Source organism: Pseudoalteromonas prydzensis, from assembly GCF_001661495.1.
GTDB classification, from domain to species: Bacteria; Pseudomonadota; Gammaproteobacteria; order Enterobacterales; family Alteromonadaceae; genus Pseudoalteromonas; species Pseudoalteromonas prydzensis.
Genome location: NZ_BDDT01000005.1, coordinates 158,751 through 172,265, shown reverse-complemented (window position 1 = coordinate 172,265; position 13,515 = coordinate 158,751). Strand labels below are relative to the sequence as shown.

Annotated in this window: 9 protein-coding genes and 1 riboswitch; of the genes, 4 read left to right on the top strand and 5 right to left on the bottom strand. The window is 41.5% G+C overall.

Translation table 11 applies throughout. The annotated features are described in order from the left end of the window. Positions 1–64 precede the first annotated feature (64 nt). On the top strand, positions 65–805 hold the full coding sequence (locus A7968_RS11625) for a LytR/AlgR family response regulator transcription factor (protein ID WP_064666747.1): 741 nt from the start codon (positions 65–67) through the stop codon (positions 803–805). On the opposite strand, the gene A7968_RS11620 is transcribed toward A7968_RS11625, so the two are convergent. The 5 genes from A7968_RS11620 to A7968_RS11600 all read right to left on the bottom strand — a co-directional run bounded on the left by A7968_RS11620 (position 806) and on the right by A7968_RS11600 (position 8,678). Beyond that, on the bottom strand, positions 806–1,204 hold the full coding sequence (locus A7968_RS11620) for a hypothetical protein (RefSeq protein ID WP_064666746.1): 399 nt from the start codon (positions 1,202–1,204) through the stop codon (positions 806–808). Positions 1,205–1,242: 38 nt separating this feature from the next. After that, complete coding sequence (locus A7968_RS11615; protein WP_371850148.1) at positions 1,243–3,420, bottom strand: S9 family peptidase; 2,178 nt, start codon at positions 3,418–3,420, stop codon at positions 1,243–1,245. Next, entirely contained in the window at positions 3,420–3,986 is a 567-nt protein-coding gene (locus tag A7968_RS11610) for a hypothetical protein (protein WP_064666745.1), read from the bottom strand. Before A7968_RS11610 ends, A7968_RS11615 begins: the two co-directional genes overlap by 1 nt. A gap of 119 nt (positions 3,987–4,105) precedes the next feature. Next, positions 4,106–4,198, bottom strand: a riboswitch (cyclic di-GMP riboswitch). Positions 4,199–4,328: 130 nt separating this feature from the next. Beyond that, positions 4,329–7,484 (bottom strand): efflux RND transporter permease subunit, encoded by a 3,156-nt coding sequence (locus A7968_RS11605; protein ID WP_064666744.1) that lies wholly within the window; start codon positions 7,482–7,484, stop codon positions 4,329–4,331. Between the two features lie 15 nt (positions 7,485–7,499). Further along, positions 7,500–8,678 carry an efflux RND transporter periplasmic adaptor subunit gene (locus A7968_RS11600; protein ID WP_064666743.1) on the bottom strand — a complete coding sequence of 393 codons (1,179 nt, stop codon included), beginning with the start codon at positions 8,676–8,678 and terminating at the stop codon, positions 7,500–7,502. Between the two features lie 372 nt (positions 8,679–9,050). Between A7968_RS11600 and A7968_RS11595 the strand changes: the two genes are divergently transcribed. The 3 genes from A7968_RS11595 to A7968_RS11585 are packed head-to-tail and all read left to right on the top strand — an operon-like array spanning position 9,051 to position 13,503. Further along, positions 9,051–10,307, top strand: coding sequence for an HlyD family secretion protein (locus A7968_RS11595; RefSeq protein ID WP_064666742.1), 1,257 nt, complete (start codon positions 9,051–9,053; stop codon positions 10,305–10,307). A gap of 11 nt (positions 10,308–10,318) precedes the next feature. Next, complete coding sequence (locus A7968_RS11590; protein ID WP_064666741.1) at positions 10,319–11,011, top strand: ABC transporter ATP-binding protein; 693 nt, start codon at positions 10,319–10,321, stop codon at positions 11,009–11,011. Beyond that, complete coding sequence (locus A7968_RS11585) at positions 11,008–13,503, top strand: ABC transporter permease (RefSeq protein ID WP_064666740.1); 2,496 nt, start codon at positions 11,008–11,010, stop codon at positions 13,501–13,503. The genes A7968_RS11590 and A7968_RS11585 overlap by 4 nt, the downstream gene beginning before the upstream one ends. Positions 13,504–13,515: the final 12 nt, after the last annotated feature.

Here is a 13,515-nt window from a genome sequence, read left to right as displayed (position 1 = left end):
TTTAATATAATTGGAAAGCGGTGTATTCCGGTCTATTATTTTATACGTATAATAGGATTACCCGATGTTTACTGCTTACTTCAATGCATTAACGCTCATTAGCGATGTAAACTTTAATAGTTTGCTAACTATACAACTTTCTGAAAATAGACATTTTAACGTGCATCTTTCAGCAAACTACGATCAACTTACTAAAATCGACACCAGTCAATTTAATGTTGTATTTTTTCAATTGATACATCCCCTTGAGTCAACTCATTTAGTGCAACTTATCGAGTTAAGTAAACATAAAAAATTGGTGATAGTTGCTGATGACGCACACTTCGCTAATCTGGCTTTTGAAATTGGCGCGGTCGATTTTTTAATAACCCAGAGTCCTTCGAACAGGATTCAGCAGTGTTTTGAAAAGTTGATCCATTTATGCCCATTAGCAAGCGCTGTAGAACACGACTACCAAGTTACTAACGCTCGCAGCCATCTCATTGTTAAAGATATTGGTAAAGTAAGATTAATTGAAGTTAACGATATTATTTGGATCAATGGTGCCGGCAACTACGTAGAACTTCATTTTTGGCAGCATGACAAAGTTGTTTTGCATAGAGAAACGATGAAGAAACTAGAGCAACAGTTAGCACCGATAGGGTTTATTCGTATTCATCGCTCAACGCTGGTAAAACAGAATGCCATTTCTGAATTAGCTGCAACCGAAAGCGGTGATTACAAGGTTACTCTTAAAAATGGCGTACTACTGAATTTATCACGACGCTATAAAAGTAGCTTAGCGAGTATTTTTAACTATGCTTAGCTACAACCAATTTTTTACGTGTTGATGCTCAGGATTTTGCTCAAGGTAGCTCTGGGCATTTACACAAAATTGCACATCCATATCGCTACCACGCCAGATGCTTTCCAGCATGCTTTTCGCGACAAAGTTTGGCTTGATATAGGTAACCCGTTTATAACCACGCGCTTTAACGCCATGAAAATACTCGGTTGCAACCGCTAAGCTATCTGCGGTGGTTAATTCGAATTCAGCTAAATTAATCACCGCATATTCAATTGAGTTCGGTGGCAATATTGATAAGTCTGCCTGTACATTTTTCGCAAAAGCAATAACGCCTTCTCGATTAAAGCAGCCTATAACTTTAATATAAATGATTGGCGGCTCAATTGAGTACTGCCAGCGACCATGTACTTCAAACATATCGATACCTCTAAGCTCAATTACAGATAAAAACTACTTTATTTAGCTAAGCTAATAAAAAAGGCCATTTCAAGGGCTTTTTCCTCTAAGCTTTTAAAACGCCCTGATGCGCCGCCGTGACCTGCATCCATATCGGTTTTAAACACTAAAATATTATCGTCAGTTTTATACTCACGCATTTTAGCAACCCATTTCATCGGCTCCCAATATTGCACTTGCGAGTCATGCAGCCCCGTAGTAACTAATATATTTGGATACGCCTGCGCGCTAATATTGTCATACGGTGAGTACTTTGCAATCACATCATAATAGGCTACATCATTTGGATTACCCCACTCATCATATTCATTGGTGGTGAGGGGAATTGATTCATCCAGCATAGTCGTTAGCACATCTAAAAATGGCACATGGCAGCCCACTCCTAAGTACAGCTCTGGAGCTTGATTGACAACGGCGCCCATCAACAAACCACCCGCACTGCCACCAGAGGCAAACACTTTATCTTGCGCGCCATAACCTTGTGCAACGAGTGCTTTGGTCACATCAATAAAGTCGTTAAAACTATTTTGCTTATGCTGCTTTTTACCTTGCTCATACCAATCACGTCCCAGCATTTCACTGCCACGGACATGGGCGATAGCATAGACAAAACCACGGTCGAGTAAGCTGAGTGAAGTGCTCGAAAAACTCGGATCGATAGTGATACCGTAAGCTCCATAACCGTATTGAAATAATGGGTTAGTGCCGTCTTTTTTAAATAACTGTTTACGATAAACCAATGACACAGGTACTTTCACGCCATCTTGGGCGGTGATCATCAATCGTTCGGAAGCATAATTCTCTGCATCAAAACTACCCAGCACCTGTTGTTGTTTAAGCAGTGTTTTCTCTCCAGAGCTTAAGTCAACCTCATAAAGTGACCCTGGTGTGGTCAAGCTTGAATAATAGATACGTGCCGATTGCGAGTTTGGTTCAGGATTCATCGCTACAGATGCGTAAAAACAGGGATCATCGAACGCTAAGGTCATACGCTGTTGTTGCTTATTGATCACCACAAAACGGGTTTGCCCTTGCTCTCGCTCAGTTAACACTAAAAAGTCGTGAAATAGTTCAACCCCTTCAAACAACACTTCCTCTCGGTGAGGCGTGTGTTCAAGCCACTGATTTTTATCTGCAATAGTTGTTTCTGTTGCAGTCATCAAACGAAAGTTTTTAGCTTGCCAATTGGTGACGATATAAAACGTGTCGCCGAGTTTATCAACATCAAACTCGTGACCTTCTTCGCGTGGCATTAATTGAGTAAATTCACCGAGCGGCTGATTGGCATCTAATACCCAGGTATCATTGGTTTCTGTGGTGGCTAAATCAATAATAATGAGACTTTCATCACGACTTTTGCCTAAGCCCATAAAAAAGCTACGATCTTGCTCTTCATAAACCAGCACATCGTGCGCTTGGCTAGTACCAATAACATGGCGGTAAACTTGATAACCGAGCAAGGTTTTTAAATCTTTCTTAACATAAAATACGGTTTTGTTGTCGTTTGCCCAAACTATTTGGCCTTCAGTATTTTCTAATACATCGTCAAGTAAATCATCGCTATCAATAGCCTTAAACTTTACCGTATAAATGCGGCGACCATCGGTATCTTCTGAGTAAGCTAATAATTGCTCATTTGGGCTTATTGCCACTTCGCCCAACTCATAAAATTCATAGCCTTCCGCCAGCAAATTTACGTCTAACAAAAGCTGCTTGTCTGCCGCGGACATTTCACGACTACGGTAGTGACGAGAATACTCATCATCACCACGCACTTCTGAGTGATACCAGTATTGACCATCTTTAACGGGAAAAGTATTGTCATCTTTAACTATACGGTCTTTTAGCTCGTTAAATAATGCGGTTTGCAGTGACTTAATCGGCGCCAACTGCTGCTCGCAATAATCATTTTCAGCGGCTAAATGTGCCAGTATAGTTTGCTCTGTGCGTTCGTCATCACGCATCCAATAATAATCATCAATGCGTGTTTGTTGGTGTGTTGTTAACGTGTGCGGCTGTTTACGCGCAACCGGAGCATTTAAAAGTGAAGACAACGATAAGTTTGATAGAGCCACAGAAAAACCAATAAAAAATTTCGATGGCTGGAGTTTAACATAATTTTCAAAAGTACATAAAAAAGCCCACTCAATGAGTGGGCGAAAAATGCTAAATAGCATTAAGGGGAAACTTGCTGCCAGGCTAAATCCCAACTTTGCCCCACACCGGGCTCATAAAGTGGATTGTTTTCTTCTTTCACATTGCAAAACTGGCTAAAAGGCCACGGTTTGCATTTATAGATTAGGCCGGTTTTTGGCTGTAATACTTTTACTCCTGCATTATAAACACTACACTTTTCAGGGTAGATGTAATCATATGCTGGTTTAACAGATTTAAAATCATCACATTTAGCTATGCATTGAAACGTTAATTCGGCACGATTAATACCACAACCTTCAAGCGCATAGATCTGATTTGAACGATAAGCGACAACTAAACCTTGCTCTGTCATTCTACCGGCTTCAACTAACGGTATATGGGTATTAATATACTCCGCAACATAGCGTGGCCAATTATGTGGCTCACCTTGTTCTTCAGTGATAATTTCATATTTAAATGATAAATCGACTAGCTCTCCTTGCGTGTCATAAAAAGTCACTGTCACCATATCACCCACAAATAATTGGGTATGATGATTTAGACAACCTATTGGCATCCAACTTCCACAGGCCAATGACGTATGCATAAACAAAGCAACACCTTAAGAACATCTAATAGGTACTATCCAGCATTTATTGGATAAAAGAAATACTTTTTCACTACTTTGTAGGGCTAATGACACACAGTGAAGTTAAAATTACCCTGTGCGACGGCCCCGCTATCCTAGTTTTAGCATGCTAAAACCTTAGACCGGAAACTTTGCGTCCTAACCTTTCGATTAGTTTGCCAAAACATCGTGAGTATAATGTGACACAGTACAAAGATCAAACTAAAGAATGTAACCGCCAATAAAAACCAATACTTAGGTCTATAAAACAAAAAAGCCAATACATAAAGTATTGGCTTTTGAAATAGTGAAAACTTAAAACTATCGATCTAACTGCGCTGCTTGTCTACGTTTAAATAGGCGAACTACTTTAGCAAAAATTGCTTTAAACACTTTACCGACATCGCTCATAATAATGTACAAACACGGCACAAGTAGTAATGTGATCAGCGTAGCAAACATCACCGCAAAACCAAGTGCGACAGCCATCGGTATTACAAATCTAGCTTGTAGGCTGGTTTCAAACATGATCGGTAGTACACCCGCAAAGGTGGTGATAGAGGTCAGTAGTATTGGCCTAAAACGTGCGCAACCGGCTTCTATTACCGCATCTTTAATCGCGATACCTTCTCGGCGGGCTTGGTTAACAAAGTCGGTCATCACCAGCGAGTCATTGATAACTACACCCGCAGCGGCAATGATGCCAAAGCCAGACATTAAGGTTAGATCTAAACCAAACCAATAATGCCCCCAAATTGCGCCCGTTAAACTAAATGGAATAACCGACATCACAATCAAAGGTTGTGCATAGCTTTTCAGCGGTACAGCTAACAAGATATACACTAAAATCATGCCACCGACAAAGAACATTATCTGTTGGTTGGCTTGCGCTTGCTGCTCTTCAATTGCACCACCAAGCTCAGATTTAACACTGGGGTATTCTTCTTTAAGTTGCGGCAATAACTTATCTTTAACTTGCTTAATGACTTCTGTTGGCTCTATGAGCTCTTCATCAATATTGCCATACACATAAACGGTACGATAACCACCTTCACGACGAATATAGCTGATACCCGGTGTTTCTGTTAGCTCAACCACATCACCTAGCAGCACTTCTTTGCCTTGTGGGGTTGTAATAACGGCATGCTTAAGCGATGAAAATGCTTCGCGAGTCAGTTTAGGGTAACGCACCATTACGCGTACTTCCTCACCGCGACGAATTACGCGCTGCGCCTCGCCACCGTAAAAACTAGCACCGACTTGATTAGCAATCGACGCTAAATCCAGGCCTAGATCATACGCGACCGGTTTTAAGCTCATTTGCACTTCTTTACTTGCTGGGTCGATAGTCGAACTAATATCAAATAGGCCTTCTTGCTGCTGCAATAATTGAATAAAGCGGCGTCCAGCATCATTTAAAGTGTCGATATCTGAACCATACAACAAGTAACCAAACTCACCATCGCCACCACCTTGAGCATTTACGTCATCATAAATCGTTAACGACTTAACACCGGCAATAACTGGCATCTGCTCACGCCAGCGACGAGAAAGTTCAAAGGCATTATAAGGGCGTAAATCTTCTTCAACTAAAGGCGCAAGTAATTGTGCTTCTGTGCGGCCTTGGTTAAACACCAGTACATCTCTGATCAGCTTTTGCCCATATTCACGCTCAGTTTCTTTATCTACAGCAACCACCATGGCCTCAATTTCGCGAATTGCTTCAATGGTTTGCAAATCTGAAACGTTGTCGTTCATCTCTAGATTAATTTGCGGATAATCATGTGGGATCTTCGGCATAAACCCCGTACGCACTTGGTTTGAGGCGATCAAAGCAAACGTAATAATGAGCAAGGCAACAAACGAGAAAAATACCGCCCAACGCCATTCAACACATTGCACGATAAAGCGTCTGTATGGGCCGTTAACAAAACCAAAAAAGCGTTTATTAAAACGAGCACGCCAGCTATCAGGTTTAATTGGCGGAAAATTAGTATGGGCAATATGTGCAGGTAGAATGAGCTTTGACTCGATTAAGCTGAATATTAAACACAGCATAACGACTACAGCAATACCGTAAAAGAACGCACTTTCAGGACCTGAAGATAAGGTAAATGGCGCAAATACCGCAACAGTAGTTAATACACCAAAGGTAGCAGGAGTTGCGACTTTTTTAGCGCCGTTAACAACATTCACTACACCACCGCCTTTTTTCTCTATCTCAGTGTAGGCGCTTTCCCCGATGACAATGGCGTCATCCACCACAATCCCTAGCACCATAATAAAGGCAAATAATGACAAAATATTAATGGTGACACCAAATAATGGCATCATCATCATCGCACCTAAAAAGCACAACGGTAAGCCAACCATAACCCATAGCGCCAACTTAAAGCGTAAGAATAATGACAGCATAATGGCCACTAAGATAGCACCTTGGATCAAGTTATTTATCATCATGTCTAAACGCGCATTAAGGTAGTAAGTAAAGTCCATTAACGGCTCTAAACGTACACCCGGTGGTAACTCTTTATTTTTTTGATCGATAAATGCCTTTACTGAATCCGCAACAGGAATAATACTTTGATCTTCCGTTGCTTTTACCGATAAATAAACTGCATTTTCACCATTAAATTTGAAATAACGTTCACCTTCTGTGAACTGATCTTTAATGACAGCTATATCCTGCAGTAAAACTTTCGCCCCATTATCACCAATCTTCACTGGTATTTGGCGGAACTCTTCACCTGAATAAAATTGATTTTCAACCCGCACTGAAATCACACCAGCATCGGTTTTTAGCTGTCCAGCTGAAAAGTTGGCCGAATATCGACGCACAGCATTAGCGACTTCACTTAACGTTAAGTTGTATTGGCGTAGGGTGTCAGGTTCAATTTCAATGGCAATTTCATCCAGTGGAACATCATTGACCACTAATGACACATTTGAAAGCTGCAACAACTCATTTTCGATGCGATTAGCTATGGGTTTTAGTTCATTAAGAGGTAAGTCAGCGACTAACGTCATGCCGATTACATCTTGACGAAATTCAATTTGACTAATGGTGACCGGTTCCATCCCAGCAGGAAATGTCGCAATGCCATCTACCCGCAATTTAATTTTATCCAGCACCTCAGTAAGCTCAGCATCAGTGCTTATTTCTAGCTGAGCACTGCCGCCATTACGAAACGCGCGGTACACACCTTTTTTAATTTCCGTAATATCTTTTAAAGATTCCTCAATCTTAATTAAGATACTTTCTTCCATTTCTTGCGGCGATGCCCCAGGGTAATTGGCATTGATAGTAATATAGTTAATTTCAATGTTCGGAAACATCTGACGTTGCATCGTTGCAAAGCTAATAAGCCCCATCGCAATAATGAACACCATCATTAAATTTGCCGCGACAGAGTTATTGGCAAAATAAGCGATTAGGCCTGTTTGTTTTTCACTGTTTGGCAGTTCAGTGTTAGTCATAACGCAGTCTACCTTTTATAGTTTTTCAGTGGCGGCACTATCAAGTGCCTCAACTTTTTTTACATCCTGAACACCAGCGATTTTTACTGCCATGCCCTTTTGTGGATATTCAGGTAAAGTAAGCACTAGCTGATCATTGGCTTCTAAACCATCGCTAATATAAAAGTATTCGCCTTCTTCGCGAATTACTTTTACTTTACGAGGCTCCAGCTGCTGCTCGTCATTTACAATCCACACAGTTTGATTATTTACTAATTCTTGCGGTAAACGATAAATATTTTGCAACGTGGTGCCAGCAAAGCTTACTTGTACATAGCTGCCGTATTTAATCGCATGTTGTTTATTCACTAAACCATAGGGATCTTCAATACGCACCACCAAGCTACTCATGCGCGTGGCGTTATCAACAACCCCTAAATCACGGTCGATCACTGCTTCACGAGTGAAACCATGCAAACCGGTTTTTATAACCGTGGCAGTAATACCTTTCACACGCTCAGGTAAAAACACACTGTCAAAACCTGCAATAGGGATGATCACTTCTGCGGTTTCTATATTATTTAGTTCCGCAACTTGAGTGCCCATATTAATATATTGGCCAACACCAATTTCACGGTTCACAACTAGTGCATCATAAGGAGCGGTAACTTCGCAATTATCTAAATCACGTTGCGCGCGCTTTAACCGTGCTTGTGCAGATTTAACCGATGCTTGTGCACTGAGCACTTGTGGCTCGCGTAAAAATAATGCCGTACGCTCTTTACCTGGAAAACGTTTTGCTTCATCTTCAGCGACTTGTGCTTGCGCTTGCTCTTCAATTAGTTGTGCTTGAGCTTGGGCAAGTTCGGCTTCTGCCTGTAATACAGCAGCCTGATAGTTATCTTTTTCAATACTGAATAATGTTTCGCCGCGGGCTACGATACCGCCCGCCACAAAATTCGGATGCCAACTCACCACTTCACCCGATACTTGTGCTGATAAATAGGTGCTCTCTAATGGCCTAACCTCACCATAGCTATTAATCATAACTTGATGGTCATTAGCGGCGACAGGTTCCACTTTTACAACCGGTCGAGTATCAACGACTTCTTTTTTTTCTGGTTCTTGAGCCATTGCATTTATCCCAGCAAAACCTGCAATTCCTACGCTCAGCGCGACAAAAGGAAGCGCCCATTTCAAAATACTTGTTCGCATAATCAATACCCCTAAATTTCTACTAGGGCCATAATAACAGAGCTGGATGAAACATTAACGTGACATTTGTAAGCAACTGTTACAAAACCTACATATTTTTTACAGCCTTTACTGTCGATCTTTATAACAAGTACTTTAGCTTTATCTGTTAATCTCAAGCGATCAATTATTCACCAGAACAATCACTTTATACACAACATAGACAAACGATGTCATTGTTGTTTTCAAAACCGCACAACCCCGTGTTCGATATCGAACAATCATCATTTTAGAATCACCAAAAATAAAATTAAACAATTGAAAATAAACACTATTTATTTTTGGCATCAAATTTTCATTCACTACACTATCAACCACGCAGATTTGTAGATTATGAATATTAATATTGAGCACACCACCAAACGAAACAAACTCAAAATAACCCTCATTGTTACGGCACTGATACTACTTGCCTGCATCGGGTATTTTACGGTGCAACCAGCTATGCCACAGCTAAATGCTAGTACGCTCAATGTAGTGACCGTCCAACAAGGTGATATTGATATTATGACGCCAGTGTATGGTCAATATACCTCACGCTATGAGCGTCTAATTAGTGCCCCTGCCGTGGGTCAAGTCAGTGAAATTTACCTGCGCGCTGGCGCAGATGTTGAAGCCGACACTGTAATAGCCAAACTCACCAACCCAGATCTAGAACAGCAATTCTATGAAGCCCAAGCCAAGCTTGAGCGAATGCATTCTGAATTCGCGGCATTTAAGTTTCAAAAACAAAATGAGCAACTCACTTTTCAAGCTGAACTTGCTGATATTGATAGCCAAATACAGAGCGCTAAATTAGATGTTGATGTCAATCAGCGCTTATCAGAGCAAGGTATTGCCGCGAAAATTGATTTAGAGCGTGCCACGTTGAAATACCAACAACTGCAGAAGCGCCTTGAGTTTGCAAACTACCGTTTTGAAAAGCAAAAAGAAATGCACAAGTTAGAACTGCAGCAGCAACAAATTTTATTAACACAGCAGCAAAAACAAGTAGATTTAGTCAGTAATAAAGTGACGGCATTAACAATCACCGCAGGAATAGCAGGCACATTACAACGTTTAGATATTGAACTTGGTCAACGTGTCAACCAAGGGCAAGCAATGGCGCGAGTGGGATCAAAAAGCCAACTAATGGCTAAGTTAAATATTCCTCAGCGCATGGCGGAGCGTATTCAACTTGGTGCCCGAGTCGACCTAAAACACCCATCGGGTATGTTAAAAGGCACCGTAAAACAATTGGCATCCGTGGTCGAAAACGGCTTTATTATTGCCGAAGTACACCTAAGTGAACCATTACCGACCAATCTGCGCCCTGCGCAGCCTGTCAATGCATTGGTATTTGTTGAGCGTAAAGAAAACGCCCTCTATGTAAGCCAGCAACCAGGATTAAAACCACTTGGTGCGCAACTGCTCTACAAACACTTAGCGAATCAAGCACAACTACAGCAACAAGAGATCACCTTTGGCGAACTAACAGGCACAGAATTACTCATCATCGCCGGTGCAAACGCCGGTGAAAAAATTATCACAAATGATTTAAGCCAATGGCATACTTACAGCCACTTGGCGCTAGATACAGCAAAACTTTAAGGAACAATACCATGACTGCACTCGTTACCATTAACAACATCAATAAAGTGTATAGCAAAGGCCAAGTTAAAACCCATGCACTACAGGATGTCTCTTTAACAATAAATAAAGGCGAATTTATTGCCATATCAGGCTCATCTGGCTGCGGCAAATCAACCTTACTTAGTATTTTAGGACTGCTAGATACGCCAACCGATGGCCACTATCAACTTGCGAATATTGATACCCACAGCCTTAATGTTGATCAACGCTCAAGTGTACGAAACAAACACATTGGCTATGTATTTCAGTCCTTTAATTTAATCGATAGCTTAACTGTATTTGAAAACGTAGCTCTGCCGCTGGAGCATCGCGGTACGCCAAGCAAAGACATAACAGCCGCTGTAGAACAACAATTAGCAGCAGTTAACATGAGCGCCCGTTTAAATCATAAACCAAGCCAACTCTCTGGCGGGCAGCAGCAACGGGTTGCGATTGCCCGCGCGCTTGTTGGCAACCCAGACTTACTACTTGTCGATGAGCCGACTGGTAACTTAGATAGCCAAAATGGCGATGCTGTTATGCAGCTACTACTTGAGCTAAATAAGCAAGGCGCCACCGTGGTCATGGTGACCCATGACGAACGTTATAGCCAAATGGCGCAGCGTCAAATTCGCTTATTTGATGGCAAGGTGTTAGTTGAGCATCAGGAGGCGGTAGCATGAGTTTTTACCTTCGCGCTCTACGCCATGGCGTTTTGAGGTTATTTACCTTACCACGCTTATCTTTGCCTATTTTAATCACGCTAAGTTTCACGCTGGCAGCGGTGTTAACTGTGGTAGCAATGAGTAGTAATCTGATTTTTAAACCGTTACCCGATATTAAAGACGAACAGAGCCTCTATGCAATTAACCGCACTATGGCTGTCTCAGAGGATATGCGAGTATCAATATTTACCACCAAGCGCCTTGCACTATTAGCTGAACAATATAAAGAGTATGGTCAATTTGCAGGCTTGCAAGTAGATGACAGCGCCATAAAAGTACATGACGTTGCTTACCCTGTATCGCGCTTTGATGCCAGTGATAACTTTATGACTGTCGTCGGCGGTGAACTATTACTCGGCGAACAAGCAAACCAAGAAAACAGCCACAACGCCGTGTGGATTTCCGCAAGCCTGTGGCGCAGCGCATTTCAAAATAATGCTAATGTAATCGGGCAAACCCTGCAACTTGAAGGCCAGTCGCTACAAGTTCGTGGTGTCGTTGCTGATTTTTCGTCTTTCACATCCGAAAATGACGAAAAGTACGCCCAGCAAATATGGTTGTATTATAACTTAGCTGAGCAAGCCGCAAAACCGACCCAAATGACCATTGATGGCAGCCTACAACCGCTGTTTCGACAAACTCAACGAGCAATCACAGCGAACGACATCGAAGAATTCTGGCAGCAATATTACCAACAACAAGCTGATCAACTTGGTCCAATGCAGCAAATGTTTGAAAGTATGAATCCTAAAAGCACTGTCATGCTCTATCGAGAGATCTTAATGGCTGAGCAGCAAACTATGATCTGGTTTTTACTCGCCACTGTTACCATTTTACTCATCATGGCAAGCTTAAACCTGCTCAATTTGTTTATTGCTCACTATCAACAGCGTGAGCAAGAATTTGCTACTCATCTATGTATGGGCGCTACCCGCAATAAGCTCTTGGTGATGAGTTTCTTAGAAAATCTCAGCACCTTTTTACTTGCCGCAGTATTAGGGTTGCTCGGTGCTGCGTGGTTGATCCGCATCTTACCGATAATCAGTGGTGGTAATATCGAAATGCTCGAACTAGTCAAAATTGACGCTTCAACCATGCTAGTTGCGCTAGTGGCGGTTTTAACTATCAATCTATTTTTTGCTTTTTTATCAACCCGACAATTTGATCAAACACAGCTAATTAGTAATTTAAATAACGGTAATAAAGGCGTTAATGCAGGGAAAATAACCATGCTTAGTCGCATACTTTTTATTGCACAATTAAGCTCTGCCGCAGTGATATTAACGGGTACCGCCATGCTAGCGAATGCGGCTTATAACACCTTAAATGTCGATTTAGGTTTTACCCCTGGTAATACACTTATTGCCCAAATAAGCCTACACAATAACGAGAAAGCTCTTTTAACTAATGCCGAGTTGGAAGCACAAAAAGCCGAGCTAGATAATGATCCAGACAGCGAGCAAAAAGCGAAACAACGCTTTTTGGGCACACTCGATATAAAGCGCCAATTAAGTCAAGCTGTAAAAAAGCTTCAACCAACTATAACCATATTACAAAGCCAAGGTGAACCGTTTAATTTTAATACCACAATTAGCATGAATCAGGATGATGAAACCCAAAAAAGGTTCACCTTTATGAATATTAATATAGCGGCTGATTACGTGGATACATTTGGCTTGACCCTACTAGCTGGGCAAAATATTAGCCAAACACAATACCAAGATTTAGATGATGTGGCGCTGATCAACGAGACCTTTGCGAAACAAATCTCGACTGACGGCACGCTTGAATCTGTCATAGATAAAAAAATTGCTAGCCGACGCATCATTGGAGTGGTTGCCGATACCTATACTATTATGGCTAAAAACCAAGGCTACCCAGCTATGCTTTATACTGACAAGAGCAACACCTCAACAATAAACTTAGTGATGCAACTGCCCCAGGGGCAAGAGTTTGCTAAGAGCGCTATTATTCAAGCAATTAAAAGTGCTCATCCACAAGTCAACGAAGTTAAAGCTCGTACACTGACTGAACGCTGGGACGAACAAACAATGCCAGCACGTGTACAGTTTTACTTTATCAGTGCATTATCGGTATTAACGCTACTGTTAGCTGCAGTGGGCAGTAACGGTATGGCAATGAGCTTTACAGAACTAAAACGCTTTGAGCTTGCCATTCGTATGGCAACTGGAGCAAGTCGTAGTAATCTTATGAAACGTACCATTAAAAGCTTTAATGGTTTACTACTGAGCGCACTTGTCATTGCGATTACACTTGCATGTGGTATTTATTTGCTGCTGCAATTACAAATACCTTTATTACCGGCTTTTTCCTGGCAGGCACTTACTATATTCACTAGTTTATTGATTGCTATCGTCTTTATTGCCATTATTTTGGTAGTATGGCGTATCATAAATGCTGATCCTATGCGTGCACTTAGAGAGCAATAAACTTTTAAGGAG

What these genes read in the sequence shown, in the direction of transcription:
- A7968_RS11605 (WP_064666744.1), bottom strand. Translation starts at nt 7,484, where the DNA reads ATGACTAACACTGAACTGCCAAACAGTGAAAAACAAACAGGCCTAATC.
- A7968_RS11615 (WP_371850148.1), bottom strand. Translation starts at nt 3,420, where the DNA reads ATGCTATTTAGCATTTTTCGCCCACTCATTGAGTGGGCTTTTTTATGT.
- A7968_RS11600 (WP_064666743.1), bottom strand. Translation starts at nt 8,678, where the DNA reads ATGCGAACAAGTATTTTGAAATGGGCGCTTCCTTTTGTCGCGCTGAGC.
- A7968_RS11590 (WP_064666741.1), top strand. Translation starts at nt 10,319, where the DNA reads ATGACTGCACTCGTTACCATTAACAACATCAATAAAGTGTATAGCAAA.
- A7968_RS11625 (WP_064666747.1), top strand. Translation starts at nt 65, where the DNA reads ATGTTTACTGCTTACTTCAATGCATTAACGCTCATTAGCGATGTAAAC.
- A7968_RS11585 (WP_064666740.1), top strand. Translation starts at nt 11,008, where the DNA reads ATGAGTTTTTACCTTCGCGCTCTACGCCATGGCGTTTTGAGGTTATTT.
- A7968_RS11610 (WP_064666745.1), bottom strand. Translation starts at nt 3,986, where the DNA reads ATGCATACGTCATTGGCCTGTGGAAGTTGGATGCCAATAGGTTGTCTA.
- A7968_RS11620 (WP_064666746.1), bottom strand. Translation starts at nt 1,204, where the DNA reads ATGTTTGAAGTACATGGTCGCTGGCAGTACTCAATTGAGCCGCCAATC.
- A7968_RS11595 (WP_064666742.1), top strand. Translation starts at nt 9,051, where the DNA reads ATGAATATTAATATTGAGCACACCACCAAACGAAACAAACTCAAAATA.